Annotated in this window: 27 protein-coding genes and 1 pseudogene; 15 read left to right on the top strand and 13 right to left on the bottom strand. The window is 65.1% G+C overall.

Going from position 1 to position 26,320, the window contains the following annotated elements:
- Positions 1-92: 92 nt before the first annotated feature.
- Complete coding sequence (locus BM449_RS06780) at positions 93-434, top strand: hypothetical protein (RefSeq protein ID WP_071800601.1); 342 nt, start codon at positions 93-95, stop codon at positions 432-434.
- On the opposite strand, the gene BM449_RS06775 is transcribed toward BM449_RS06780, so the two are convergent.
- The 4 genes from BM449_RS06775 to BM449_RS06760 form a co-directional block, all read right to left on the bottom strand.
- Entirely contained in the window at positions 425-1,123 is a 699-nt protein-coding gene (locus BM449_RS06775; RefSeq protein WP_233831288.1) for a dolichol kinase, read from the bottom strand. The genes BM449_RS06780 and BM449_RS06775 overlap by 10 nt on opposite strands.
- 11 nt (positions 1,124-1,134) lie before the next feature.
- Positions 1,135-2,112: an RpoD/SigA family RNA polymerase sigma factor gene (locus BM449_RS06770; RefSeq protein ID WP_071800600.1), complete on the bottom strand. Its 978-nt coding sequence runs from the start codon at positions 2,110-2,112 to the stop codon at positions 1,135-1,137.
- 298 nt (positions 2,113-2,410) lie between these two features.
- Positions 2,411-4,546, bottom strand: a complete 2,136-nt coding sequence (ppk1, locus tag BM449_RS06765) for a polyphosphate kinase 1 (protein ID WP_071802052.1) — start codon at positions 4,544-4,546, stop codon at positions 2,411-2,413.
- A 43-nt stretch (positions 4,547-4,589) separates the two neighbouring features.
- Positions 4,590-5,816, bottom strand: a complete 1,227-nt coding sequence (locus tag BM449_RS06760) for an MFS transporter (protein ID WP_071802051.1) — start codon at positions 5,814-5,816, stop codon at positions 4,590-4,592.
- A 50-nt stretch (positions 5,817-5,866) separates the two neighbouring features.
- Between BM449_RS06760 and moaC the strand changes: the two genes are divergently transcribed.
- Positions 5,867-6,418: a cyclic pyranopterin monophosphate synthase MoaC gene (gene moaC / locus BM449_RS06755; RefSeq protein WP_071800599.1), complete on the top strand. Its 552-nt coding sequence runs from the start codon at positions 5,867-5,869 to the stop codon at positions 6,416-6,418.
- Positions 6,419-6,431: 13 nt separating this feature from the next.
- The gene (locus BM449_RS06750) at positions 6,432-7,757 is read left to right on the top strand and encodes a molybdopterin molybdotransferase MoeA (RefSeq protein WP_071802050.1); all 1,326 of its coding nucleotides are present in this window, start codon (positions 6,432-6,434) and stop codon (positions 7,755-7,757) included.
- 7 nt (positions 7,758-7,764) lie between these two features.
- Here the strand turns inward: BM449_RS06750 and BM449_RS06745 are convergent, their stop codons facing one another.
- The 6 genes from BM449_RS06745 to menA are packed head-to-tail and all read right to left on the bottom strand — an operon-like array spanning position 7,765 to position 12,942.
- A complete protein-coding gene (locus BM449_RS06745; protein ID WP_071800598.1) occupies positions 7,765-8,247 on the bottom strand; it encodes a molybdenum cofactor biosynthesis protein MoaE in 483 nt (160 codons plus the stop codon).
- A 4-nt stretch (positions 8,248-8,251) separates the two neighbouring features.
- Positions 8,252-8,536, bottom strand: a complete 285-nt coding sequence (locus BM449_RS06740; protein ID WP_233831186.1) for a MoaD/ThiS family protein — start codon at positions 8,534-8,536, stop codon at positions 8,252-8,254.
- The gene (locus BM449_RS06735) at positions 8,533-9,501 is read right to left on the bottom strand and encodes a class I SAM-dependent methyltransferase (protein WP_071800597.1); all 969 of its coding nucleotides are present in this window, start codon (positions 9,499-9,501) and stop codon (positions 8,533-8,535) included. The genes BM449_RS06740 and BM449_RS06735 overlap by 4 nt, the downstream gene beginning before the upstream one ends.
- 54 nt (positions 9,502-9,555) lie before the next feature.
- Entirely contained in the window at positions 9,556-10,872 is a 1,317-nt protein-coding gene (locus BM449_RS06730) for an AMP-binding protein (protein WP_071800596.1), read from the bottom strand.
- Positions 10,869-11,930, bottom strand: a complete 1,062-nt coding sequence (locus BM449_RS06725; protein ID WP_071800595.1) for an o-succinylbenzoate synthase — start codon at positions 11,928-11,930, stop codon at positions 10,869-10,871. The genes BM449_RS06730 and BM449_RS06725 overlap by 4 nt, the downstream gene beginning before the upstream one ends.
- A gap of 13 nt (positions 11,931-11,943) precedes the next feature.
- Positions 11,944-12,942, bottom strand: a complete 999-nt coding sequence (gene menA, locus BM449_RS06720) for a 2-carboxy-1,4-naphthoquinone phytyltransferase (protein ID WP_071800594.1) — start codon at positions 12,940-12,942, stop codon at positions 11,944-11,946.
- Positions 12,943-13,016: 74 nt separating this feature from the next.
- Between menA and BM449_RS06715 the strand changes: the two genes are divergently transcribed.
- Entirely contained in the window at positions 13,017-14,429 is a 1,413-nt protein-coding gene (locus tag BM449_RS06715) for an isochorismate synthase (protein ID WP_071800593.1), read from the top strand.
- On the opposite strand, the gene gshB is transcribed toward BM449_RS06715, so the two are convergent.
- Together gshB and grxC are read right to left on the bottom strand one after the other, a co-directional pair.
- Positions 14,401-15,408, bottom strand: a complete 1,008-nt coding sequence (gene gshB, locus BM449_RS06710) for a glutathione synthase (protein WP_071802048.1) — start codon at positions 15,406-15,408, stop codon at positions 14,401-14,403. The genes BM449_RS06715 and gshB overlap by 29 nt on opposite strands.
- 17 nt (positions 15,409-15,425) lie before the next feature.
- Positions 15,426-15,689, bottom strand: a complete 264-nt coding sequence (grxC, locus tag BM449_RS06705) for a glutaredoxin 3 (RefSeq protein WP_071800592.1) — start codon at positions 15,687-15,689, stop codon at positions 15,426-15,428.
- 128 nt (positions 15,690-15,817) lie between these two features.
- Between grxC and prfB the strand changes: the two genes are divergently transcribed.
- The 7 genes from prfB (at position 15,818) to BM449_RS06670 (ending at position 20,467) form a co-directional block, all read left to right on the top strand.
- A protein-coding gene (prfB, locus tag BM449_RS06700; protein WP_120352767.1) for a peptide chain release factor 2 occupies positions 15,818-16,943 on the top strand; the annotation gives its coding sequence in 2 pieces (ribosomal slippage) (positions 15,818-15,892 and positions 15,894-16,943; 1,125 coding nt in all).
- A 124-nt stretch (positions 16,944-17,067) separates the two neighbouring features.
- On the top strand, positions 17,068-17,238 hold the full coding sequence (locus BM449_RS06695) for a DUF3285 domain-containing protein (protein WP_233831286.1): 171 nt from the start codon (positions 17,068-17,070) through the stop codon (positions 17,236-17,238).
- Complete coding sequence (ybeY, locus tag BM449_RS06690; protein WP_071800590.1) at positions 17,235-17,774, top strand: rRNA maturation RNase YbeY; 540 nt, start codon at positions 17,235-17,237, stop codon at positions 17,772-17,774. The genes BM449_RS06695 and ybeY overlap by 4 nt, the downstream gene beginning before the upstream one ends.
- A gap of 65 nt (positions 17,775-17,839) precedes the next feature.
- Entirely contained in the window at positions 17,840-18,295 is a 456-nt protein-coding gene (locus tag BM449_RS06685; protein ID WP_083544446.1) for a diacylglycerol kinase family protein, read from the top strand.
- 42 nt (positions 18,296-18,337) lie between these two features.
- Positions 18,338-18,952 carry an aminodeoxychorismate/anthranilate synthase component II gene (locus BM449_RS06680; RefSeq protein WP_071800588.1) on the top strand — a complete coding sequence of 205 codons (615 nt, stop codon included), beginning with the start codon at positions 18,338-18,340 and terminating at the stop codon, positions 18,950-18,952.
- Between the two features lie 62 nt (positions 18,953-19,014).
- Positions 19,015-19,755: an MBL fold metallo-hydrolase gene (locus BM449_RS06675; RefSeq protein WP_071800587.1), complete on the top strand. Its 741-nt coding sequence runs from the start codon at positions 19,015-19,017 to the stop codon at positions 19,753-19,755.
- A 34-nt stretch (positions 19,756-19,789) separates the two neighbouring features.
- Positions 19,790-20,467: a TIGR02117 family protein gene (locus BM449_RS06670; protein ID WP_071800586.1), complete on the top strand. Its 678-nt coding sequence runs from the start codon at positions 19,790-19,792 to the stop codon at positions 20,465-20,467.
- Between the two features lie 31 nt (positions 20,468-20,498).
- Here the strand turns inward: BM449_RS06670 and BM449_RS06665 are convergent, their stop codons facing one another.
- Positions 20,499-20,897 carry a hypothetical protein gene (locus tag BM449_RS06665; protein WP_145536849.1) on the bottom strand — a complete coding sequence of 133 codons (399 nt, stop codon included), beginning with the start codon at positions 20,895-20,897 and terminating at the stop codon, positions 20,499-20,501.
- A gap of 739 nt (positions 20,898-21,636) precedes the next feature.
- Between BM449_RS06665 and BM449_RS06660 the strand changes: the two genes are divergently transcribed.
- The 4 genes and pseudogenes from BM449_RS06660 to BM449_RS06645 all read left to right on the top strand — a co-directional run bounded on the left by BM449_RS06660 (position 21,637) and on the right by BM449_RS06645 (position 26,318).
- Complete coding sequence (locus BM449_RS06660; protein WP_257785596.1) at positions 21,637-22,050, top strand: DNA starvation/stationary phase protection protein; 414 nt, start codon at positions 21,637-21,639, stop codon at positions 22,048-22,050.
- 51 nt (positions 22,051-22,101) lie between these two features.
- Positions 22,102-23,115 carry a PfkB family carbohydrate kinase gene (locus BM449_RS06655; RefSeq protein WP_083544445.1) on the top strand — a complete coding sequence of 338 codons (1,014 nt, stop codon included), beginning with the start codon at positions 22,102-22,104 and terminating at the stop codon, positions 23,113-23,115.
- Between the two features lie 46 nt (positions 23,116-23,161).
- Positions 23,162-24,751 (top strand): annotated as a pseudogene (locus BM449_RS06650) (glutamate synthase-related protein).
- Between the two features lie 205 nt (positions 24,752-24,956).
- On the top strand, positions 24,957-26,318 hold the full coding sequence (locus BM449_RS06645) for an MBL fold metallo-hydrolase (protein ID WP_071800582.1): 1,362 nt from the start codon (positions 24,957-24,959) through the stop codon (positions 26,316-26,318).
- The last annotated feature ends 2 nt before the right edge of the window (positions 26,319-26,320 follow it).

The raw sequence follows: 26,320 nt of genomic DNA, 5'->3' as shown, positions 1-26,320 counted from the left end.
TTTAGTTTGACTGCAACAAAACGTTCTGGCTGAACAGCTCTTTGCTGGGGATTGCTTAAGTTTCGCCCATCCTTTCGCTGGGTGATTGGACGATGGCCTATCTCCTTCAATTCTGTGGACTCTCAGAGCCACTGCAGATCTTTTATCTCGAGCAGAGTGCCGCCGCAACGCCACAATCCGGTCCGGTGTTTGCCGGCTTCCGTCCCTTCCAGCTCGACGACCTGCTCGGCTGGGCCCAGGCCTCCTGCCAGCGGCGGGGCTGGGACGCCGAGGGGATCGAGAGCACGGTGCTCAATGTCTGGATGGAGCGGGCCGAGGTGATCCGCCAATGGCAGTGGCGTCTGCGTCAGGAGCCAGCCGATCGCCTGCTGGTGGCCGGCCTCGGCACCCACGACGATTGGCAGAACCGCTGTGAACGCATGCTTCAGGCCTGAGCCGCCAGCCAGGCCCAGAGCAGGCCGGTGATCACCGGCACGCTCAGATTGTCGAGCCCGAGGACGGCGACCTGCTCCAGCAGTGTCGCCACTACAGCGATCCCCGCCAGGCTGGCGGTGGGTAGCTCCGCGCTCCCCAGGTCGATGGCGGCCCGCAGGGCCAGCAACACGGCCAATCCGACCAACGCCATCGTGGTTGTGCCTAGCAGCGATTTGCGCTGCCCCCAGACCCTCCAGCTCCAGGAGGGGATCGCCGCTCCCAGCAGGCCGGCAAGGCCGTCACCGAGGGCCATCACCAGCACCCCGGCCGCGACGGCATCGGCGTGGAGGGGCCAGAAGAGGCCGAACAGCAGGGTGATCGCCGCTCCATAGGCCACCGTGCCGTAGCTGGCGCGGCCCACATCCTCAATGGCCGGCAGGAGGCGAAAGCGGTGGTTGAGGGCCGTGATCAGGGTGACCAAGGCCGCGGCAGGCAGGGCGATCCAGCGATCGATTCCCAGGGCCCAGGCGATCAGCACCACCGGCCCGGTGCCGATGTGCAGCAACTTCCGGCTCCATTCCCGTTGCTGCGGCCAGAGCCAGCGCACGCCGAGGGCCGCAGCGACCACGGCAGCAAGCCAAAGGGCCACGGCTCCCACACCAAGCACCTGCTGGCTCCAGCCAGCCAGGCCAGCCCACCAGCTCTGCAGGGCCAACAGCCTCAGGCGGCCTGCTGGTAGCTGCTCATCAGCCGCAACTTCATGATCGCCTTGGCTTCGAGCTGCCGCACCCGCTCGCGCGAGACATTGATCGTGCGACCGATCTCCGCGAGGGTGAGGGGCTCGGCGCCCTCCAGACCGAAGCGCAGCTTGAGGATCTTCTGTTCCCGTTCATTGAGCTGGGACAGCCAGGCGCCTAAGTGCTCCTTCTGGAGGCTGCGATCCATTGAATCCATCGGCTCGTTGCTGGCCGGATCCGGAATCAGTTCTCCCAGGGTGCTGCGGTCTTCGTCGCCGCGGGCGTGGGCATCAAGGGAGGCGCAAGGAGCGCTCTGGGTGATCAGATCCTCCAGGTCCTTGGGCTCGATGCCCATGGCATGGGCCATTTCGAGTCGGTTGGGTTGGCGCCCGAAACGATGGGAGAGCTCACGGGTGATCCGCCGCATCTTCGAGAGCTTTTCACTGACGTGAATCGGCAGGCGGATCGTGCGGGCGCTGTTGTCGATTGCCCGGGTCATGCCCTGGCGGATCCACCAATAGGCGTAGGTGGAAAATTTGTAGCCCATGGCGGGATCGAACTTATCGACGGCACGCTCGAGGCCGATCGCCCCTTCCTGCACGAGATCCATCAGATCGAGACCCTGGTTCTGATATTTCTTGGCCACGCTGACCACCAGACGCAAGTTGGCGGCCATCATCCGGGTGCGGGCGCGCGTGCCCATCCGAATCTGATGGTGCTGGCGCCGGGTGAGGGTGTCGGGGGGAAGGGCTTGCAGCACCTTCATACCTTGGACATGATGGGCCAGCTCGATTTCTTCCGCCGCCGTGAGCAGGGGTACCCGACCGATCGTGCTGAGATACCAGCCAATCGAATCGGCGCTTAACCGTCCACTCGTCCGTGACTGACCCACTTTGGCTGACGGCTTGTCGTCATCACCCTTGTCTGCGTTTGCAGCCGTGAGTCTCGGAGGTGTCCCCATCACCTCATGCTCCGTAAGTTATCGGCGGAACTTAGCAGATATGCGTTGCTTTCAGCGTTTCAAATCAGAGACTTTTGAGGGGAATGTGAACAGATCGCCCCTGATCCTTCGTCATCAAATGAAATTCTCCGCAAGCTGATGGCTGGACCGCAGGGCTGGCGAGCAAAATACCTGCAAAAAATCTCTTCGTGAGAGATCTTCTCTGACCGCAACGACCAAGCTGAACGATCAAACTGATCCATCAAACTGATCAACCAGCTGAACGGCCGAGAACAGCCATGCCGCCCCAGGGCCTGGATCAGGCTTCAGCCAGGAGCCCCTTCCGCCAGTTCTTGATCAGATCGAGCTGGGCACTGTGCGGCTCACCCTCCGGTTGGCGTTGTTGGAAGCTGCCGTCGCTCTGCATGTCCCAGGCGGCGCAGTTGTCGGCGAAATAGGCCTCCAGCAAGCGCTCCAGCTGGGCCCTGAGCCTGGGATCATCCACCGGCGCCACGGCCTCGACGCGCCGGTCGAGGTTGCGGGGCATCCAGTCGGCACTGCCGAAGAAGATCTCCGGTTCGCCATTGTTGCCAAACCAGAACAGGCGGGAGTGCTCAAGGAAGCGGCCGATGATGCTCTGCACCCGGATGTTGTCGCTGACACCGGCCACCCCTGGCCGCAGGCAACACATGCCACGGATCAGCAGATCGATCTGGACGCCCGCCTGGGAGGCTTCGTAGAGCAGGGCAATGATCCCAGGATCCACCAGCGCATTCATTTTTGCCCTGATCGCGCCCACCCCGCCGGCGCGGGCATGGCCGATCTCCCGCTCGATCAGGGCCTCCATCCCCTTGCGCAGGGTGACAGGGGCCACCAGAAGCCGCCGGAAGCTCTGCTGTTTGGAGAAGCCTGTGAGGTAATTGAACAGTTCCACCAGGTCCTGGCCGAGTTCCTGACGGGCCGAGAGCAGGCCGATGTCGGTGTAGAGGCCGGAAGTTTTGGAGTTGTAGTTGCCGGTGCCGATGTGCACGTAGCTACGCAGGCGTTCCTTTTCCTTGCGCACCACCAGCATGATTTTGGTGTGGGTCTTCAGACCCAGAACGCCATAGACCACATGCACGCCGGAGCGCTCCAGCTGGCGGGCCCATTGGATGTTGTTGTCTTCATCGAACCGGGCCTTGAGTTCCACCAGGGCCATCACCTGTTTGCCGTTCTCGGCCGCCCGGATCAAGGCGGAGACGATCGGTGAATCCTTGGAGGTGCGGTACAGGGTCATCTTGATCGCCAGCACCGAGGCGTCGTCGGCGGCCTGGTTAATGAACTCCTCCACCGATGTGGCGAACAGTTCGTAGGGGTGATGCAGGAGCACATCGTTGCGGCGGATCACCGAGAAGATGCTCTGGAACTCTTCGGGCTTGATCGAGCCGTCCTCCAGCTGACTCTTCTGGGCCTGCACCAGCGCCGAGGCGGTACGCCCCAGGTGCGGTTTGTCCTTGAGTTCAGGCAGGGGGAGCGAGAGCAGGCTCATCAGGTCGTCGAGTCCGAGCGGCCCCTGGACGCGATAGAGGTCTTCGGGCTGGATGTCGGTGGCCTCCACCAGCCGCTCGACCACCTCATCGGGCATTTCATTGGCCACCTCAAGGCGCACCACCTCACCACCACGGCGGCGTTTGCGCAGACCTTCCTGGAGCGCCTCCATCAGGTCGTCGGCTTCGAGATCCCGCAGCTCCAGGTCGGCGTCACGGGTGACGCGGAAGAAGTAGTGCCCTTCGATCGTCATGCCGGGGAAGAGGAGCTGCATGTTGAAAGCCACCACCTGCTCCAGCGGCACGGCGGTGTACAGCGGCTTTGGTTGACGGCTGCTCAGCTCGGCGGGGATCTCGACGAAGCGAGGCAGGTTCTTCTGCGGAATCTTCACCCGGGCGAACTGTTGCTGGCCGGTGTCGGGGTCGAGGATCAGGGCGGCCACGTTCAAGCTGAGGTTGCTCATGAACGGGAAGGGGTGGGCCGAATCCACGGCCAGTGGTGTCAGCACCGGGAAGATCGCCATCCGGAAATACTGATCCGTCCATTCTTTCTGTTTTTTATTGAGCCGTTCGTAGTCGACCAGCTGGACGCCCTGGTCGGCGAGTTGATGCTTGAGGTATTGGCGGTAATGAACCTGTTGTTTCTCCAGCAGTGGCCTGAGGGTCTTCTGGATCTCGAGAAGTTGCTGCTGGGGGGTGAGGCCGTCGTCACTGAGGGCGGTCACGCCAGCCTCCAGCTGTGACTTCAGCGAAGCCACCCGCACCATGAAAAATTCATCGAGGTTGTTGCTGAAGATGGCACTGAACTTGGCCTGCTCCAGCAGGGGTGTCTGTTCATTCAGCGCCTGGGCCAGCACCCTGCTGTTGAAGGCGATCCAGCTCAATTCCCGGTTGATGTAGAGCTCCGGGGCCACCACTTGATCGCTCATGGGGACGAACAGGCCTTTGCGGATCACGCAGGCAAGGTAGCAATCAGATTCCGCCTGGCTCGGCAGGGAGCTGCTTGGCCACCAGCAGGGCCACGCCCACCAGCAAGGCCGTGCCCAGCCAGAACGGACTTTTCTGACCCAGCAGCTCATAGGCCACTCCGGCCAGCGGCGGCCCGATGAAGCTGCCCAGGCTCTGCAGACCCTGGAGGCTGCCGAGGGCAGCCCCCTGGCCGGAGCCATCGAGGCGGCGCGACACCAGGCTGCGCAGGCAGGGGGTGACCAGGCCGGTGCCTGCCGCCAGGATTCCCACGGCGATGAACACCAGCGGCTGGGCGTTGGCGGGGGTGGCGAGCGGCACCAGCAGGCAGCCGCTGATCACCAGGCCAAGCCCGACCAGGGTGAGGCGCCCTTCGCCGAAGCGCTGCACCAACGGCCCGATCAGGGCGCCCTGGACCAGGGTGGCGACCACGCCCACTACCAGAAAGGCGGTGGCCGAGAGGCCCGGGCCCCAGCCGAAGGCCTGTTTGAAATAGAGCACCAGCACGGCGGTGAAGCCGCCGAAGGCCAGGAAAAACAGAAAGAAGGCCGCGCACAGCCGCCGCACCCTGGGGTTGCCGAACACCCGCTGGAGCTGCACCAGCGGGCTGAGGTCCCGCTTGCGGGGCAGGGCCAGGCGGGCCGCCGGCGGCAGGGTCTCCGGCAGCACCTTCACCACCAGCACCAGGTTGAGGATCGCCACGCTCACGGCGACGAGCAACGGCAGGCTGATGTCGATTTCCGCCAATACCCCGCCCAGCGCCGGACCGAGGATGAAGCCGAAGCCGAAGGCCACACCGATCAGCCCGAAGGCCCGGGCCCGCTGCTGGGGCGGGCTGATGTCGGCCAGCACGGCCCCGGCGGTGGCGGCGGTGCCGCCGCTCACCCCATCGATCAGGCGGGCGGTGAACAGCAGCGGCAGCGGCCAGAGGCTGCCGGCCGGCCAGTCGAGCGACACGGTGAAGGCGAACAGGCCCAGGCCCAGCACCGAGCCGGTCACGCAGGCGGTGATCACCGGTTTACGGCCGAAGCGATCGCTGAGGGCGCCGATCAGGGGCGTGAACAGGAACTGGGCCAGGGCGTAGCAGCCCGCCAGCAGGCCGAGGGTGCGCGCATCACCCGTGAAGCTGGCCAGCAGGAAGGGCAGCAGCGGAAAGACGATGCTCTCGCTCAACCGATCGTTGAGCAGGGTGAGGAACGCGCAGAACAAGGTGGAGGGCTGAGGCCGGCGCAACAGGGGCTCCCCGCGGTCGTGGCTCACCTTCCCATGGGACCTGGGCCCCGATGCAGCAAGCTCGTGGCAGCGGCAGCAAGGCCTTGGCCGAACACCTCGATCCGCCCACCCAGCTCAGCCATCTCAACGCCAGTGGCGAAGTCCACATGGTGGAGGTGGGCGATCGCCCCGCCACCCACCGCTCTGCCGTTGCCGAGGGCTTCCTGGCCATGGCCCCGGAGGTGCTGGCGCTGGTGATGGAGGGCCGTGCCCCCAAAGGTGACGTCCTGGCGGTGGCGCGGGTGGCGGCGATTCAGGCGGCCAAGCGCACCTGGGAGCTGATTCCCCTCTGTCATCCGATCGCGCTCACCGGCCTGGAGGTGCGCATCGAGCCCAGTGCCGATGGCTGCGGACTGCGGCTGGAGGCCAGCGCCCGCACCAACGCGCCCACCGGCGTCGAGATGGAGGCCCTCACCGCCGTTCAGGTGGGCCTGCTCACCCTCTACGACATGGTCAAATCCGCCGATCCCGCCATGACGATCGGCCCGGTGCGCCTGCTGGAGAAAGCAGGGGGACGCCATGGCCCCTGGCGCCATCCCGACGCCGTGGGCTCCCGTGCCTGAAGTGCCGTTGGCGATGGACCCTGGCTCGCGTGAGCCGTTCCCCCGCGAAGGCCTGCCCCTGGCTGAGGCCCGCCAGCGCATCCTGGCCGCGCTCCAACCCCTGGCGGGCCGCGAACAGGTGCCGCTGGAGGCCGCGCTCGGGCGGGTCACGGCCGAGCCCGTGCTGGCGCTGGAGGCGGTGCCGGGGTTCAGGGCCTCGATCATGGATGGCTATGCCATTGCCGAGCTGGAGGCTCCAGCGGTTGGAGCGCTGTGGCAGCTGGTGGGTCGATCCGCCCCCGGTGCCCCCTTCCAGCGCGATCGAGCTCAATCGGGTGATGAATCAGCTGATCCATCGCTCTGCGATGTGTTGCGGCCCGGCGAGGCGATCCGCATCCTCACCGGCGCCCCGCTTCCGGCCGGGGCCCAGCGGGTGTTGCCCCAGGAGCTGGTGGAGCGGTTGGCCGGTCCGGGCAGCGGGGAAGGCAGCGGCGCAGAGGCTCTGACCTTGAAGGGGGAGTTGGGCCGCAACCCCTGGATCCGCGCCGCCGATGAGGAGGCCGCGGCCGGCGAAGAGCTGCTGCCCGGTGGTCACCGCCTGGGCCCGGCTGATCTCGGCCGCCTCGCCAGTTGCGGTGTGGCCCAGCTCGGCGTGCGCCCTCGGCCCCGGGTGGGGCTGTTGATCAGCGGTGATGAGTTGGTGGCGGCCGGCCTGGCCCGGGGCCCCGGCCAGATCTGGGAGAGCAACGGCGTCCTGCTGGCTTCCCTGCTGGCCCGGCTGGGGGGGGTGGTGGCCGAGCGGCGGGTGGTGGCCGATGATCCGGCCCTGTTGCGGCAGGCGCTCAGCGAGCTGGCGGCAGCCGCTGATGTTGTTGTGAGCACCGGTGGCGTTTCGGCCGGCGACACCGATTGGATCCGGCCGCTGTTGGCGGAACTCGGAGCGGTGGACTTCTGGAAGTTGTTCCTGCGGCCGGGTCGGCCTTTCGCCTTCGGCCAGCTGGGCGGCAAGCCCTTCTTTGGTTTGCCGGGCAATCCGGTGGCGGCGGCGATCACGGCGTTGCAGCTGCTCTGGCCCGCCCTGCAGCACCTCGAGGGGGCGCCGGTGGAATTGCTGCCGCGGCTGAAGGTGCGCCTGGCCGCGCCGATCAGGCGCTCGGCGGGCCGGCCCGAGTTGGCGCGCGCCCGGCTGCTGGTGGGGCCAGACGGTGAGCTTCAGGCGTCGGTGGAGGGCAGCCAGGCCTCCTCCCGCATCGGTTCGCTGCAAGGCGCCGACCTGCTGCTGGAGATTCCTGCGGAACAAGGCGGCCTGGAGGCGGGCACGGAGCTCTGGGCCCAGCTGCTGCGCCTGCCCCTGTTCTGAACTGTGCTTAAAGGGGCGTGTTGCCTTCGATCCAGCGGCCGCTGCTGCCGATCCACTCCCGCTTCCAGAACGGGGCCTCGTGCTTGAGCGCCTCCAGCAGCTCCTGGCAACCGCGCTGGGCCGGGCCACGACGATCGGCGCCCACGGCCACCAGCACCAGCGCCTCCCCCGGCAGCGCCCGCCCCACCCGGTGTTCCACCAGGGCGTGGATGAGGCCGTGGCGTGCCGAGACGGCAGCGGCGAGGTGTTCAATCTGGGCCTCGGTCATGCCGGGGTAGTGCTCCAGTTCGAGCGCGTCGAGGGGTTCGCCGGCGGCGTTGATGCCGCGGACCCGGCCGATGAAATGGGCTTCGGCGGCAGCTCTTTGTCGGGATGGTTCTGGCGGGCTGCTTGGATCCAGCTCCAGCTCCAGCTCCAGGTGCCGCTGCCAGGCGGCCAGGGCGGCGAGTGGATCGAAGGCGTCGTGGTGGAGTCGGACCCGCAGTGCCATGGCCTCAGCCTCCGCTGATCGGGGGCAGGAAGGCCAGCTCGTCTCCGGCCTGCAGCGGTTGATCCAAGCTGGCGAAGGCCTGGTTGATCGCGACGCGCAGGCTGGCGGGCAGGGCGCCATCGTCCTTGGCGGCCGTGCCCCCGAGCTCCAGCTGCCACCAGAGGTCGGAGGCGGTGGGGTGGGGCTGGCCAGGAGTGAGCGCAATGGAGCGTTCGCTCCAGCCGGCACGTTCCCGCAGGGCGGCGAACAGGCGCACGCGGATCTGGCCGTGTTGCAGGGGGCCCGTCAACGGCTGGCCACCATCACCCGGTGGCGGTGGTCGGAGGCCACGCGGCGGATGCGGCGGAAGCCGGCGTCCGCCAAGGCCGCGGGCAGATCGAGGCGGAAATAATCCTCCAGGTAGGGCTCGGTGCTCTTGAGCAGGGTGGCCAGGGGGGCGGGCATCGCCCGGATCACCTCCGATTCCGGATCCTGATCCACCAGGGCCACGACGCCATCGGGCCGCAACAGCCGGGCCGCCTCAGACAGCACGGCGCGGGTGGCCTCGCCAGGCAGCTCATGGCAGACGAACTGCAGGGTGATCAGATCGACGCTGGCGCTAGGCAGTCCGCTGGCTTCGGCGGCGGCGTGGTGCCAGGCTTCGATCCGGCCGCCTGCATCGCGCACCCGGGCCACGGCCAGCATCTGGGGGGAGAGGTCGAGGCCGCTGACGGCCACGGAGCTTCCCACGCGCGTGTCAAGCCAATCCTTGAGGGCGAGGGTGCCGACGCCAACGGAACAACCGACATCGAGAGCCTGGCGCACCGGACCCGTGAGGCTCGGCTCGATCGCGGCAAAGATCGCGTCCCGCATCCGCGCCTGGGCGGCCTCAGCGCTCAGTGCTTCCTCTTTCCAGACCCGCAGCGCCACCGAGGCGGTGGCTTGCTCGGCCTCACAGGCGGCGGCCCAGCAGAGGTTGCCATCGGCGTAAGCGTGGAAGCGGGCCCGGTAGTAGGCGGGGGTGCTGACCCCGGCGCTGGTGCTCTGCTCCAGCAGGGGTTCGGCCTGGCGCTGCAGCGCGTCGCGGCGGGCCCGCCAGGGAATTCCCCGCCGCTCGGCGGTGCGGATCATCATCCGCCGCGCCTGCAGAAACAGCAGTTGCCGCAGGGGCTCCACTGCCAGCACACGGGCGATCAGCCAGCCCAGGGGCGTGCGGTCGTCGACCCAGTTCGGTGGTGTGCTGGCTGAGACAGCTGGCGGTGAGCAGGGGTTCATCGGAGCGGTGGTCGGGGACGCTTGGTTTGCCTCTCCCCATGCTGGCCCGTCGGCTCAGAGGATGGCGCCGCCCAGGCTGCTGCTCGCATGGCCACTGACCAGCCAGGCTTGCCAGCGCTTTCGTTCCCACTTCCCCAGACCGTTGCGCTCGAGCGGCGGGCAGGCGATCCAGCGCTGGGGGCGCTGCGCCGCTGGCAGCTGCCGGGCGATCTCGGCGAAGGAAGGCCCCAGGCTGGTTTCTGGACGGCCGACGATGTCCTCGGTTCTGTAGAGGGCCACAAGCCGCTGCCCCCAGAGGGGGTCGGCCACCGGCAGCAGCAGCAGCTCGGCGATGGGCAGGCCGGCCTGGCGGGCCCGCTGCTTCAGCGTTTCCTCCACCCGTTCAGGAAACACCGTTTCAGCGCCACTGAGGATCGCCCCATCGAGCCGGCCGTGCACCCCCAGCCCCGTGCCATCGAGCCAGCCGGCATCCCCGCTGCGCCACCAGCCCTCTGGGCCAGCGAAGGGCTGCAGGGCGGGTGCCCCGGGGCTCAGCGGACCCGCCCGCAACCAGCCTGGGCTCAGCCGGGAGGTGCGCACTTCGATGGCGCCACTTCCGTTGACGCCTTCACCGCCACCGCTGCAGAGGCGCAGCTCCACATCCGCCAGGGCCGCTCCGCAACCCGTCTCGCCGGCCAGGAAGGCCTGGGGTGGCTGGGCCGCCACCATCGCCGCCGTTTCGGTGGCTCCGTAGCAAGGTGAGAGGCGCAGGCCGGCCTGGCGGGCCGCCGCCGCCAGGGCCGGCGCCAGGCTGGCTCCGCCCACCCAGATCACGGCAAAGCCCCGCAGCCAGCTCAGCCCGGCCGGATCGGCCATCAGGCGATGCAGTTGGGTGGGCACCAGGGAGATCAGGGCCTGCCGCTCTGTCGGCAGGGGATCGAGGGCCAGCAGGGCCGCCGTCTGCCGCATCACCGCTGGGGCTAGCCAGCGCAGCGGTACGCCCCAATGGCGGCTACGCAACAACGGCAGCAGACCACTGACGTGATGCAGTGGCAATGGGTTGACCACGACCGTGCCGGCCGGATCGATCCCCTGACGCCGCAGCCATTCCCCAGTGGCGGCGGCCGATTGGCGCAGATGGCTGAGCGGTTGCAGGCACCAGCGCCGGCCGCCGCTGCTGCCGCCGCTGCCGATCACCACCGCCGGCCCCCAGTACCGCAGCGGTTCGCCGGCCCGATCGAGCAGCTGCCGCAGCTCGGCCCGCTCCTCGGGCGCCGCCAGACCCACCACCTCGCCGGCGGCCCAGAGACGCTCCAGGGCGACGGCCGCGGCGGCCGGGTCGTCGGCCCAGTCCTCAGCTGCGTCATCGGCATTGCCCCCCAGACAGGTCATTCCGGACCCCCCCTGCCGGCCAGGCCCGCTGCCCACACCTGCTGGGGATCGCCGCTGAACAGGGCCCCCGCCGGCCTCCAGCCGGGGGCCAGGCCGGGCGCGGTGGGGGTGGGGCCTCGTTGCTGCAGGGCGGCCAGGTGGTTGAGCCAGCGCCGGCCGATGCCGGTTTCGAATGCGGTGCTGAGCATCAGCCTGGGGCTGCAGGCCTGGAGCTGGGCCAGCAGGGGCCTGGGATCGCCCTCCAGGGCCGGACGCCGCACCTGCCAGCCGCTCCAGTTCCGGTAGAGCGAGGGGCAGTGGCGCAGCGATTCATCCAGCGCCACCGGCAGCTGGGCCGCCAGCTCCTGGTGCCCTGCGGCGTCGGCGGGCTCCAGCGGTTGCTCCAGCCATTCCAGCCGAGGTTCGCCCGCCAGGATCCGGGCCCACTGGTCTGCCGTCGGCCGATCCCAACCGCCGTTGGCATCCAGTCGCAGCTTGGCGCTGGCCGGTAACCGTTGCAGCAGGGTGGCCAACACCTGCCGCTCGACGGCATCAGCGGCGGCCGCCACCTTCCATTTCAGCGTCAGCGGCGGGGTGCTCGTTGCCACTGCTTCTGCCTGTTCACCGGCTGCTCCACCAATCAGCGCCTCCAGGGCCTCGATGGCCGCTTCTCCCGCCGGCAGCAGCACGGCGGAGCGCGGAGCCGGGAGCCAGCCACCTTCGCTGCCACTCTGGCCGCCGCCCCTGCACGCCCCCACCTGCCCATCGATTTCGGCGAGGGCGGCGCCGATCGCGAAGCCCAGCGCTGCCGGCAAACCCGTTAGCGCGGCCTCCAGCCGCTGGCGCTGCTGGCGCTCCCCCAGGGCTGAGATCGCCGCCTCCAGCTGGGCCAGGGCCCTGGCCTGGGCCGCAGGATCGGCCTCCAGCGGCGAGGCCTCCCCCCAACCGATCCGTCCGGCCACGGGCAGCTCCTCGGCCTCCAGCCGCAGCAACCAGCCACGCTTGTGGGTGTAGCTCCCATTCGCCGTGATCAGGGGCCGGGGCAGCTGAAAGCGGAACGGCCGCCACTGCAGCTTCATCGCTGGTTCCGCTTCATCGGCCCTGGAACCAGCTGGTGTTCACGGCGCCCAGCCACGGCCCCACAGCCAGGCCACAGGCCAGGCCCAGCCCGTTGAAGGCCTGGAACTTCAGGGCCAGAAACTTGCTACCGCTGATGCGCTCCGGGCTGGCGTGGTGGTCTCCCAGCAGCTGGATCAAACGTAGACCTGGCGGCAGGCCGATCACGCCGAGCAGGGCAGTGAGCGGCCAGCGGCCCGCCAGCACCGGCGCCCACTGGAGCGCCAGGGTCAGGGCGATGAACCAGGGCACCAGGCCGGCGGCTGCGGCCGTGCCGAGCCGGACCACGGGTGAGCGCTTGCCATGGGCCGCGTCTTCATCCACCTGGTGGAAATGGGAGCAATAGAGCACCAGGCTGGTGGCGATCGCTGGCCCTCCGCCCAGGGCGATCGCTGACCGCCAGGGCACCACCAGGCCAGAAAAGGGGCTGGCTTCGCCCGTCACCGGGGCGAGCGCCAACAGGGCGGCGGCGGTGGCCAGCGGACCGAAGGCCAGCCAGCAGAGCGGTTCCCCCAGACCCCGATAGCTCAGCCGCAGCGGTGGACCCTGGTAGGCGTAACCGATGCCGCAGCAGGCCAGCACCAGGACCAGCACCGCCGGACTGCTGCGGGCGGCCACCAGGGCGATCAGCCCCAACCCCAGCAGCAGGCAGCCGTTGGCCAGCAGCGCCACCCGGTCACGGCGGCCGGTGAGGTTCACCACGGAGTGGGGCTTGCCCTGGCGGTCGACGCCGGTGTCGGCATCAAACACGTCATTGGCCAGGTTTTCCCAGGCCAGCAGCAGCACGGCCGCCAGCAAGAACCCGAGAAGCTGGCCCCAGCGCGGTGGCTGACCCTGGGCCAGCCACCAGCCGGCCGCCAGCAGTGCCGGCATCACCGCCACCGAATACATCGGCCACTTGATCGCCGCCTTCCAGAGCTGGCGGCGGCCGCCAGCGGCGGCGTAACGGCTTGCGACGACCTGGGGGCCTGACATGGGCGGGGCCGACGCTGACGGGAAGGGGGCCCATACATTTGAGCAGCCCCCACCCCCCGGACCTCGCAACCGGCATGGTTCCCTACTCCTTCAGCGAGCTTCTGGCCGCTGCCGCCGAGGGGGGCCGGCAGCTGGAGGAGGAAGGCGTGCTGAGCCTGGCGCTGCCGCTGGCCGTGCCTGCCCAGGGGGCTGGCCCCGATCCACTGGCCCTGTTGAGCGCGCTGGGGACTGGCCATCGCTTTCGTTTCCTCTGGGATGGGGCTCCTGGCCTCTGCCTGGCCGCCTGTGGCAGCGCCAACAGCCTGGAGCTGAGCGGTCCGCGGCGCTTTGAGCTGGCCCAGCGCTTCAGCACCATCTGCCTCAGCCGGCTGGTGACGGTGCCGCAGGTCTGTTTGCCCATGGCTCGGCCGCGGGTGCTGTTGGCGTTCTCCTTCTTCGACAGCCCGTTGCAGGAGGGCACGGGGGTGGCTGGGGTGCAGGCGGTGCTGCCGCGCTGGCAGTTGAGCCGCCAGGGCCTTCACTGCTGGCTGCGGCTGCAGCGCCCGCTGGGGGGCGGCGTCACGGCCCGCAGCGTGGCCGAAGAACTCTGGGAGGAGGCCCGTCGCCTGGAGCGCCTGCCCGATCCCAGCGAGGCCGGAGCCCGCTGGGAGCGCAGCCCCGACATCGCCCAGCGCTCCAGCTGGGAGACGGGCTACCGCCTGGCGGTTCAGCGCGCCCTCGCCTTAGTGGAGAGCGGCGAGCTGCGCAAGTTGGTGGTGGCCGTGCGCCAGCAGCTGCAACTCGATCGTCCGCTCGACCCGCTGGTGCTGCTCCAGCAGCTGCGGCGGCACCAGCCGGGTAGTTGTCGCTTTCTCTGGCAGCAAAGCCCCGGTGATGCCCTGATCGGTGCCTCGCCCGAGCGACTGCTGGCGGTACGTCGGGGCCAGCTGCGCAGCGACGCCCTGGCCGGCACCGCTCCCTGGGGCCCGCTCGCCGACCAGCTCAGCCGCTCCGGTAAGGATCGTCATGAGCACGCGCTGGTGGTGGAAGCGATCACCGACGTGCTGGCCGTTGCCGGATTGTCTCCCCGCTGGCCCCGCCAGCCGCGGCTGGTCCGCCATGGTCAGTTGGTGCACCTGCAGACACCGATCACCGCCGCGATCGGCGCCCATCAGCCCCTTTCAATCGCCGCAGCCCTCCATCCCACTCCCGCCGTGGCAGGGCTGCCACGGCGGGAGGCGATGGCCTGGCTGCGCAGCCTGGAGGTGTTCGAGCGGGGCCATTACGCCGCACCGATCGGCTGGATCGACAATGCCGGCGATGCGGAACTGCGGGTGGCGATCCGCAGCGGCCGCTTGCGCGGTGATCAATTGGAACTGACCGCCGGCGCTGGCCTGGTGAAAGGCTCGGAGCCGGAGCGGGAACTGCAGGAGGTGGCCCTGAAGCTGGGGGTGCTGCAGCAGCAACTCAGCCTGCCACTCACCCCTTCAACAAACGCTCCATGGTGAGGTCGGCCACGGGCACAGCCCCGAGCCGTTCGATCTCGCGGATGCCGGTGGGGCTGGTGACGTTGATCTCACTGAGCCGCTCGCCGATCACATCAATGCCAACGAAAAACAGACCGTCGGCCTGAAGGGCGGGGGCCAGCTCTGCGCAGATCGCCCGTTCAGCGGTGGTGAGCGTGGTGGCTTCGGGCTCGCCGCCCACGGCCAGGTTGCTGCGGAACTCGCCGGGCAGGGGCCGGCGGTTGATCGCGCCCAGCGGCTCACCGTTCACCAACAGAATGCGCTTGTCGCCGGCGGTCACCGCCGGCAGGAAGGCCTGCACCATCACCGGCAGCGTCTGCTGCTGGGTGACCAGCTCCAGCAGCGCCCGCAGACCGGGCGCTGCTGCGGCACAGCGCACCACCCCCTGGCCTGCCCGCCCACCCAGCGGTTTGAGCACCACCTCCTGGTGTTCGGCGGCGAAGCCAGCCAGCCGCTCCACGTTGGCGCTCACCAGCGAGGGCGCCATCAGCTCACTGAAACGCAGCGAACCCAGCTTCTCGTTCCAGGCCAGCAGGGCCGCCGGCCGGTTGAGCACCCGCACCCCCTGCTGTTCGGCCAGCTGCAGCAGCAGCGTCGCGTAGAGGTACACCTCGTCGACGGGCGGATCCTTACGCATCCACACCACCGGGAAGTGGCTGAGCGGCAGCCAGCGCGGTTCACCGGCCGTGAACCAGGGATCGGGCACCTGCCAGCCGCTCCTGTGGGTGCTGTTGGGGCGGATGTCGGCGAGGCTGAGCGGCTGGGCGCGCACCATCGGTGTGCAGCCGCCAGTGGCCGCTTCGCTGCGTTGCCCCTCCACCGCCAGATCGGCCGTGCGGCAGGCCCACACCGCCTGGCCGGCCCGCTGGGCCGCCTGCATCAGGGCGACGCTGGAATCCTTGGCCGGGCGCAGGCGCTCCAGCGGATCGACGACGAACAGTTGGGGCTCACCGCCCCCCATGGCGCTGGCCGTCACCCTCAGCTCCCTTGTAGGAGCGGATCAAGCCGGCCGGCCCGCTCCAGGGCGTGGAGTTCATCGCAGCCGCCGATGCCCTGGTCATCGATGAAGATCTGGGGCAGGCTTTTGCGCCCCTCGGCCCGTTCCGCCATGGCGGAACGGGCCGCGTTGTCGCCGTCGATGGCGAACTCCTGGTAAGGCACGCCTTTGCGATCGAGCAGGGCCTTGGCGCGGATGCAGAAGGGGCAGAACCGCCAGGTGTAGATCTCGACGTTGGCGGCCATCGCTGGGCGGGGAAGGAAAGGGGATCCTAGAAGTCTTGCTCCGTACGCCCCTGTGCTGGTGGATTCGGCACACCGCAGTGTTGGTGGCCCTGCTGATACGGTCAATTTCAGTCTCTAGCTTCCACCCGGTGCTCGATCTCACCGATTTCAAACGCGATCTCTCCGAGCTCACTGACCGCCTGGGCCATGCCCAGGACTGTCTTTGACGTACCGGCACTGAACGCACGCCAGCAGGACCTGGAGCAGCTCGCCTCCCAGCCCGACTTCTGGGACGACCAGCAGCAGGCCCAGAAGCAGATGCGCCAGCTCGATGAGGTGAAGGCGCAGCTGGAGCAGCTGAAGCAGTGGCGAACGTCTGTGGATGACGGCCGCGCCACCCTGGAGCTCTACGACCTCGAACCCGACGAGGAGCTGCTGGCCGAAGCCAATGGCGGCCTGCAAACCCTCAAGGCCGAGCTGGATCGCTGGGAGCTGGAGCGGTTGCTCTCCGGCATCTACGACAAGGAAGGTGCTGTGATTTCGATCAACGCCGGCGCTGGCGGCACCGACGCCCAGGACTGGGCGTTGATGCTGATGCGCATGTACACCCGCTGGGGCGAAGACCACGGCATGAAGGTGTCGGTGAATGAGCTCTCGGAAGGGGAAGAGGCCGGCATCAAGAGCTGCACGATCGAGATCGATGGCCGCTATGCCTACGGCTATCTGCGCAACGAAAAGGGCACCCACCGGCTGGTGCGGATCTCACCGTTCAACGCCAACGACAAACGCCAGACCAGCTTTGCCGGCGTCGAGGTGATGCCGAAGCTGGAGGAGGGCGTCAAGCTCGACATCCCCGACAAGGACCTGGAGGTCACCACCTCCCGCTCCGGCGGTGCCGGAGGCCAGAACGTCAACAAGGTGGAGACGGCGGTGCGCATCCTGCACGTGCCCACCGGCCTGGCGGTGCGCTGCACCCAGGAGCGCTCCCAGCTGCAGAACAAGGAGAAGGCGATGGCGCTGCTGATGGCCAAGCTGCTGGTGATCGCCCAGGAGCAGCGGGCCTCGGAGATCGCCGACATTCGCGGCGACATCGTCGAGGCGGCCTGGGGCAACCAGATCCGCAACTATGTGTTTCACCCGTATCAGATGGTCAAGGATTTGCGTACGGCCGTGGAAACCACCGATGTGCAGGGGGTGATGGATGGCGATCTCGACCCGTTCATCCAATCGTTGTTGCGCCAGGGTGTGGAGATCGCCGCCGATGTGGCCGCTTGAGCCCTGCCGATCCCCCGAAAACTGACCAATGACTGACAGCAGCAGCCCCATGGATCAAGGCCTCTCTGAACCAGGCCTCACTGAGCCAGGCCTCATTGACCAAAACCCAGTAGATCCAGCCCCTCTGGAGCCGCCGGCCCCCACCAGCCCGCCACCCAGCTTCGTGAAGCTGGCGATGCGCAACATGGTCAGGAAGGGGCGCCAGAGCCTGGTCCACTTCGGGCTCACCGCGGTGGGCTTCAGCGCGCTGCTGTTCCTGCTGGCCTGGTTCGGTCGGCCCAGCCTTCCCCAATGAGCCTGACGCTCGATCTGGCCTTCAGCCTCGATCCGGCCCTGCCTGCCGATCTGCTTCGGGCGGCTGGCCCCTATGGCGATCCGAACGCCGCTGAAGAGCACTGGCAGGGTCTACTGGGCGGCTGGCTGGTCCAGCTGGCGGCCGAGCTGCCGCCGGGCCTCAGTGCCCAGGCCTACAGCCTCGGGCTCAGCCTCTGTGGCGACGCCGAGATCGCTGAGCTCAATGCCAGTTGGCGGCAGGTGGAAGGCCCCACCGATGTGCTGGCCTTTGCCGCCCAGGACGCCGACCTTGATGCGGCCCCGACCCCCCCACAGCCTGCCGAGATGGAGCTTGAACCGCTTGAACTCGGTGACATCGTGATTTCCCTGGAGACGGCCGCTCGTCAGGCCACAGCGGCGGGCGAGGGCCTGGAGCGGGAGCTTCCCTGGCTGGCAAGCCATGGCCTGCTGCACCTGCTGGGCTGGGATCACCCGACGGAGGCCCGCCTGCAGGCGATGCTTGCCCGCCAGGACCAGCTGCTCGGCTGTGCGGACTGAGCGACCAAATGTGGCGTGAACAAAAATCGACGGTAGGGTGCGATGCAGGCCGGAAACAGGGCCCCATGACAACACTTTTCCCCGCCAATCCAGCCCCTTTGGCCAACGAGATCCGTCCACGGGGACGGGGCCGGCGGACGGGTCCCTGGCGTGTGGCCGGTGACCTGCCCCTGAGCCTGCGCTACGCCGCCCAGGGGCTGGCCCATGGTTTTCTGACCCAGCGCAATTTCCGCATCCATGTGGTGGTGGGGGCGTTCACCTTCGGCCTGGGCCTCTGGCTGCAGTTGAGCCCGGACCGATTGGCCGTACTGGTGCTCACGGTCACGGCGGTGCTGGTGCTGGAGCTGATCAACACGGCGATCGAGTCGGTGGTGGATCTGGCCATCGGCCGCCGCTTCCATCCCCTGGCCCGGATCGCCAAGGATTGCGCCGCAGCGGCGGTGCTGGTGGCCGCCGTGGCCTCGCTGTTGATTGCCCTGTTGCTGCTGCTGCCGCCGCTGCTGGTCGTGCTTGGTCTTTGATGGGGGGCCTGGCCCCGGATCGGGCCCTCTGGCCCCGGATGAATGCTTCTCGTTCTCGACAACTACGACAGCTTCACGTTCAACCTGGTGCAATACCTCGGTGAACTGGCCGCTGATCACCCCCTGGCCGCCGAGGTGCGGGTGGTGCGCAACGACGCACTCTCCTTGGATGGCATCCGCGCCCTTGCCCCCGAAGCGATCCTGATCTCGCCGGGTCCGGGCGATCCGAACCAGGCCGGCATCTGCTTGGAGGTGTTGAAGGAACTGGGCCCCACCCTGCCGATCCTCGGCGTGTGCCTCGGCCATCAATGCCTGGCCCAGGTGTTTGGTGGCCGGGTGGTGCGGGCGGCGGAGTTGATGCACGGCAAGACCTCGCCGGTGCTGCATGGCGGCGAAGGGGTGTTCGAGGGGCTGCCCAGCCCGCTCACCGCCACCCGCTACCACAGCCTGATCGCCGAGCGCGACAGCCTGCCGCCTTGCCTGGAGATCACGGCCTGGCTCGAGGACGGCACGATCATGGGCCTGCAGCACCGCCAGCATCGCCACCTGCAGGGCGTGCAGTTCCACCCGGAGAGTGTGCTCACCCAGGACGGCCATCGCCTGCTGGCCAATTTCCTGCGCCAGGCCGCCGGAGCCGTCACCGGAACGCTGCGCTGAGATCCCTGGATCGGCGCTGCTAGGTTCGCGCCACTCCAGGCGCCGCCAGGGCGCACCCTGCCATGGCCAGCGCCACCAAGCTTTCGGCCAGCCTGGCCACCTCCTCAGCGGCCCTGCTGCTGGGTCTCGGCCTTGTCAGCCCTGCGGCCAGCCAGGCCAGTGGCGTGACGATCACCAGCTATGGCCACACCGCCCTGCTGATCCAGGGTGGCGGTGCCCGGGTGCTGCTCAATCCCTTCAAGGCGGTGGGTTGCGCCGCCGGGCTGGCCGAGCCGCGGGTGAGCGCCGATGTGATCCTGGCCAGCAGCCGCCTGCTCGATGAAGGGGCGCCGGTGGCCTCCGGGCCCCTGCTGGTCAACCCGGGCTCATACCGGATGGCCGGGCTTCAGCTGGAAGGGGTGTCCATTCCCCACGACCGTCTCGGCGGCCGCCGCTTCGGCATGGCCACGATCTGGCGCTGGAAGCAAGGCGGCCTGGAGTTCACCCATTTGGGCGGCACCGCCGCCGGCCTGCGGCCGGAAGACCGGGTGTTGCTGGGTCGCCCTGATGTGCTCGTGATCGGTGTGGGCGGCGGCGCCAAGGTGTACACCGGTGCCGAAGCGGCCGAAGTGGTGCGGGAGCTGCAGCCCCGCCGGGTGATCCCGGTGCAATACGTGAGCGGCACAACCCCGGCCCAATGCGATCAGGGCGGCCTGCAACCTTTCCTCGATGCGATGGCCGGCACCCCCGTGCAACGGGTGGGCCGCAGCTTCAGCCTCTCGGCAACGTTGAGCGACAACACTGAGATCAAGGTGATGCGCTGATCACGTCAAGGGCTCGGGCCCTGGGGTTGGTGCCATGGGCTTACGCCTTGGGCTGGTTTCGTTAGTGGTGCTGCTGAGCGTTGGGTGCGCGAGTCCTCAACAGCATCGGCGCCCTGTTCCACAAGGGCATACGCAAGCATCAGGTCGGCATTCGGCCTATCTGGTGACCCATGGCTTGCACACCGGAATCGTTGTTCCAAGCGAGCAACTGCAAGATCTGCTGCCGGGATTGGCCGAGCGATTTCCTGCCGGCCGCTATCTCGAGGTGGGCTGGGGGGACAATGATTTCTATCAAGCTGGAGAAAAAAGGACGGACCACACGCTGAAGGCGTTGTTCTGGCCCACCGACTCCGTCGTGCATGTGGTGTCTGTTCCCAGCTCGCCCTACCGGTCGTTCCCTGATCGCGTTGTACGGCGCCTGTGCCTGAGTGAGGAACAGATCAGATCATTGAGCCAATTTCTGGCGGATAGTTTTCTCAGGGATGCAAAGGGAGGCCTGTTGCCGACGCCAACAGGCAGGCAAGGCGTGAACCAGTTCTACGAAGCTACGGGCTCCTATCACCTGTTCAGCACCTGCAACCAGTGGACGGCCAGGGGTTTGAGAAGCGCGGGCTTTGCCATCAATCCGGCCTTCAAACTGACGAATGGAAGCTTGATTGGCTTCATCGATTCAGTGGGTGCAGGCGAGGAAGGGTGTCGCTGGCCTGGGTAGCGCCAGGGCATGGAAGCCCTGGCTTCAGGATTCAGGCCTGGTCCTGTTGCTGGTTCGCCGCACCGTCGGTAGGCGATCCATTGATGTCGTCCATGAACCCTTTGACCTTCTCCGATAGTTGACTCAAGAGGTGGTCTGATTCCTCAACAAGCTGGTTCCATTGATCACTGGAGGCTTCTTGAACATTGAGGAGTTTGCTGTGAACAAAGCTGCGGGCTTCTTGAAGTGTGTCCAGTTGTTGGTCGATCTTCTCAAGTACCGCTTGCTTGGCCGAGGCGCTTTGATAGCTGGCTTTCGCCTTGAGTTTCTCCAGTTCAGCTGTCCACTCATCAAGGCGGGCCTGCTGCTGCTCGAAGTAGGCCTGGCGCTCCTTGTCACTGAGAACTTGCTTGGCGTTGGTCATCAGGGTGTTGTCTTTGGTCATCGTCATAGGTGGTCTCGATAGAGTTGATAGGGGACGGAACCAAGATCACTGCATCTGCCCCGGCGTGATGGCTGGGCAAGAAAGGGATCGCCAAACGTGTCTGCGTCTTTCGCGAAGCTCGCGAAAGACGTCGCTTAAGCCGAAGCTTTGAAAATAGAGCCCTCGTAAGCAGAGAGCCCGCCAGAAGTGTCTTCGCCGGCAATCTCTCACTAGGCAGTGCCTAGGCGGACAGCTCGGGAAAATGCTCAAACAATCGTTTGAACGACCAATCGCATGATGCGCTGATCTTGATCCGATTGCTCTACCGTAACCGATAGGCAGATTGCGGTCAAGCGATAGATGCCAGGCTGGGCAGGGCTGATTGCTTCGATTCACCGCTGAGATGATCGGCAGCGCAAGCGATCTCGCCGGTTAAGCAGACAGGGCCTGATCATTGATCAGTTTTCTTGACTGCTTGGCTTGCCGATGAAAGTTTTTGAGCCCTTTTTTCTGCTGATTCAAGCAGAATCGAACAGCTTTATCCTTTCTTTATAGCAACATCAGACTGCAGGCTGAGGATGTTGAGCCTGTTCATGAGTGATCCTAATGACTCATGCCTCTTGAGGTTGAATTCTGTTGTGCCTTCATTTGTCTCCTTCGGTCAATCGTGATAGTGATGAAGGAGTCCACAATATTTTTTATGACGAACACATTGATTGCCCCCACAACGCAAACGGCAAACAGCCACGGCAAGAACGTTGCTGGCTTGAAGCAGGTGCTGGCTGACACTTACGTGCTCTACAGCAAAACCCATGGCTTTCACTGGAATGTGACGGGTCCCATGTTCACGTCCCTGCATGCTCTGTTCATGGAGCAATACACCGAACTGTTCGAAGCCATCGATGAGCTGGCTGAGCGCATCCGTGTGCTCAGGGTCGAAGCACCCTATGGAGCGGCGGCCCTTTCCAGGCTCTCCTCTCTCTGTGATGCCAGTGGCAGTCCTGATGCAATGGCCATGGTGAGGGAGCTTGAGGCTGATCACCGCCATCTCGCGGCCCATTGCCAAAAGGCGCTGGCTCAGGCTCAAGAGACCGGCGATGAAGGCAGCGCCGACTTGCTGACGCAGCGGCTGCGCACGCACCAAAAGACAGCCTGGAAGCTGGCGAGCCTTCTGCAGTAAGGCGCCAAGAGCTCACAAAAAGCCGCTGAAGCCAAGCGATCACAATCCTTTATCTGGAGAAATTATGTTAACCACTCCCAGTATCAGCGTCGGCTCAACAGAGCAACCTACATTGTTTGTATTGGCGAAGTCTCGCTGAATCATGTCCATGCTTCAACAGAAACAGGGGATCAGTTCGTCGGATCCTTCCCCGGTGGACAGCCCTTCAATGTGGCTTGCAGTGCCGCCTTGCTTGGGGTTCCCGTGGGCTTCTTGGGGCGCTTCAGTGAGGATGCCATCGGCCGTCAACTGGGCTCCTTGCTGACAAGTCTGAATATTGCCCCTGTGGCTCTCCAGTTCGATTCAGACCGACCCACCCGTACGGCAGAAGTCTTTCTCAACCGAAATGGGGGTCATGAGCGAACCAATTTTCTCGGCAGTCAGGACGTCGGTTTTGCCGATCAAGCCCTGGTTCCAGAAACCCTGGCCGAATCGATCATGCCTTACCTGGATGAGGCCCGCTGGTTGCTCGTTGCCACTAATTCGCTGAAGGAGCTCTCCAACTACATGGCGATCAGCCTGTTGCTCAAGCGTGCGCGGGCACAAGGAGTTTGCGTTGCCCTTGATGTGGCCTGGCAACCGTCGTTCTGGGGCCTGCCTCCAGGCTCAGCGCCGAGTGCGGACGTGTTGCAGCGTTTCAAACTTCTATCTGAAGCGGCCAGTCTGATCCACTGCACCAAAGAAGAAGCCGATCATTTCTTTGGTACCACCGACGCGACAGCGATTCATGGGCAATTGGCGAATCGCCCCTCCGTGCTGATTCCCGGCCCCACCGGCACGATCCAGTGGTGTCTGGGTGGTCATCGTGGTCTTTTAGCGCTCAACAGCCAAGACGATGGGGGAAGCTGTAGCCAAAACTTCCTGGCCGCTGTCCTCGATGGTCTCTGCAGCCAACCTGAACTGGTTGGCAAGTCGGCCGCTGGCTCCCGAGGCCTTGCCAGTGCGGCGCAAGTGGAAGAGCTGCTGAGATTTGCCTCTGCGTACGCGATTAGCAGCCATCCGCTCTCCAGCAACCGGCGTCTCTAACGAGGCTGTCACGGTTGCGCCAGCCTCACCATCACGCCAGTCTTGTATGAACCAAGCCATCGTTTCAGCGAATGAACCTATATCTGTCGATCTGAAGGCAGGGAAAAGCTACCTGTATTGCACCTGTGGACGCTCAAGCGAGCAACCGTTCTGCGATGGCTCCCATGAAGGCAGTCGTTTTACCCCCCTGTCTTTCACGCCCGAATCAGGGGGCGAGTCCGCACTTTGCCGCTGTAAGCAGACGGATCATCCTCCCTATTGCGATGGCAGCCACGCCCAGGTTTCTGACGAGCAGGTCGGGCAGGCCCTGTCCCATTCGGACTCGGGCTCGGATTCCGATTCCGATGCAAAAAAGGATTCAGTTTCGGAGCAGCCTGATCAGGCTCAGATGCCGGAACCCCATTCCACTGCTGTGGAACCATATGTCCGCTTCATTCATGAATTGGCTGAGCATGGCCTCGATCAGGTGGGGAGTCATGGGCCAGTCGAGGCGATGGGAGTGCCCCGCAGCCAACTTCCGAGTTGGGATCACATCCAGATCCTGGTGGCCCAGCTCGCTCGAACACCTTTGCAGGATGACGCATCGGTGGGAACGGAACTGGTGCTTGGTCCGCAGGCCGCCAAGCCCCTGTCGTTACGGATACCCCTGTTCGTTTCAGACATGAGCTTTGGAGCGCTCTCCATGGAGGCGAAAGTTTCCCTGGCACGAGGTGCCGAAAAAGCCGAAACAGGCATTTGCTCCGGGGAAGGAGGAATGCTGCCCGAGGAACAGGCGGAGTCCACGCGTTATTTCTATGAATACGCCTCAGGGCGATTCGGCTACAGGCCGGAGTTGCTTGAGCACGTACAGGCCTTCCACTTCAAGTGAGGCCAAGCGGCGAAGACCGGAACCGGAGGTTATCTGCCACGCAGCAAGATGACAGACCGTATCGCCGAATTGCGTGGCGTCGCTGAGGGCCAAGCGGCGATTTCTCCACCGACCTTCAAGGATCTGATCACGGTGGATGACTTCCGGCGATTCTCAGATCAGGTGAGGGAGATCAGCGGAGGGATTCCCATTGGCTTCAAGATGAGTGCTCAGCAGATCGAAGCCGATCTGGATTTTGCGCTGAAGGCTGGGGCTGATTACATCATTCTCGATGGACGCGGTGGTGGCACAGGAGGTGCTCCCTTGCTGTTTCGTGATCACATCTCGGTGCCGACGATCCCCGCATTGGCGCGGGCGCGGCGCCATCTTGATCGCCGGGGGGCCAGCGGTCGTGTCACCTTGATCATCACGGGCGGCCTAAGAACTCCCGCCGACTTCATCAAGGCCATGGCCCTTGGAGCCGATGGGATTGCCTTGGCCAACGCCGCGATCCAAGCGATTGGCTGCGTTGGGGCCCGGATCTGCCATACGAACAACTGTCCCGCCGGCATCGCCACCCAGAACCCCGATCTGCGCCGCAAGCTGAACATTGACCATGCCGCTGATCGTTTGGCGCGCTTTCTGCAAGCCTCGGTCGATCTGATGCAGGTGATGGCCCGTGCCTGTGGCCACACCACACTCAGCGGTTTTGCTGCTCACGATCTCACCAGCTGGCATCGAGATCTGGCCGACCTCGCCGGCATTGCTTGGTGCGGGGCGGAGGGCTAAGACCGTTGATTTCTGACCTTCGAGAGCCAGGCTTTCTGGGTTCGCAGGCCAGGATGGTGAATCCAAAGGTTGGGCAATTCTGTGGCCTGTAACATGAAACTAAAAGTCGAAGTAATCTCGCTGATGATCTCCCAATTGTAAAGGCACTCTAGCGATAAGGTGTTTGCAATTCTAATGTCTCTCAGTAAAAATAATGGGTTCAACGATGCTGCTCCAAACAGTCAAAACGCCAGGTCTATCACACCTTTCCTATGTCCTTGGTTCAGCTGGTAAGGCGGCGGTTGTTGATCCACGTAGGGATTGTGAAGTTTATATTGAAGTAGCTCGTGCTTCAGGGCTTGAAATTGTGTATATATTTGAAACACATCGGAATGAAGACCTCGTATCTGGTGCGCCAATTCTCGCCGCGATGACGGGTGCCCGGGTCTTGCATGGTCCCAATCCAGCAGGAGAGGTGGTTTATGCCGATTATGTGCAAGATGGTGAACGCTTCGAACTCGGACAGCTGCTCATTGAAGTACTGGAAACACCAGGTCATACCGACGACCATATTGCCTATGTCCTTTATGACACCGAGTATCCAGATGGGGCCGTGGGCGTGTTTACTGGTGATGCACTGTTTGTCGGTGATGTTGGGCGCACCGATTTTTATCCCGACCGCAAAGAGGAAGTAGCTGGTCTTCTATTCGATTCCCTTCGTAAAATTGCTTTGCTTGGTGATCAGGCAATCATCTATCCCGCCCACGGCTCAGGCTCCGTTTGTGGCTCAAGCATGGCAGCTCGTGAATTCTCCAGCATTGGTCACGAACGTCGCAATAATCCCCGTTTGCAGATTGACAGCAGAGGCGAGTTTATTCGTGTGAAAGTAGCAGAAAATCATTATCAACCACCTTATTTTAGGCTGATGGAGCGCCTTAATCTCGAAGGTGGAACGGCTGTCCCTCGTGTCTCGTGTCCGCGCATCCTCTCGCTTAACGAGTTAAACGATTGCAAGGCTGACCATCTCGTCGATGTGCGTGAGCCAATGGCTTATGCGGCCGGTCACTTACAGGGAGCCATGAGCCTTCCAGTCAATATGATTTCGGCCTTCGCTGGTTGGTTCATCAGTGAAGGCCAGAGAATTGTGCTCATTGCGTCAGATGAGAGCGAATTGAAGTCAGCTAGTGAGCAACTGCTGCGTATCTCTCTCGACAATATCATTGGAGGTTATGTCGGTGTTGTTTCTGCAGCGGCGAGCGGTGAAGAGATGCTGTCAATTCCCATGATAGGAACCCACGAAATTGAGCGGCGCCTAAAAGACGTTCCAAGTGGTTGGATCCTGCTTGATGTGCGTGATCAGGACGAACGTACTTTGGCGGCTATTGAGGGATCTTGGCATATCTATGTTGGGCATCTCAACGAACAGTGGAAAGATCTAGATAAGGACATGAGTTATACGCTCATGTGTGCCAGCGGTTCGCGTGCGACGGTGGCAGCTGGATGGCTTGCGAGCAGAGGCTTCAAGCAACTCGATGTTTATCTTGGTTCGATGGGTGCTTGGGGCTCTGTTCGACGACACTCTGGTTGAGG

Source organism: Synechococcus sp. SynAce01, from assembly GCF_001885215.1.
GTDB lineage: Bacteria > Cyanobacteriota > Cyanobacteriia > PCC-6307 > Cyanobiaceae > Regnicoccus > Regnicoccus frigidus.
This window is presented reverse-complemented; position numbering and strand designations above follow the sequence as displayed.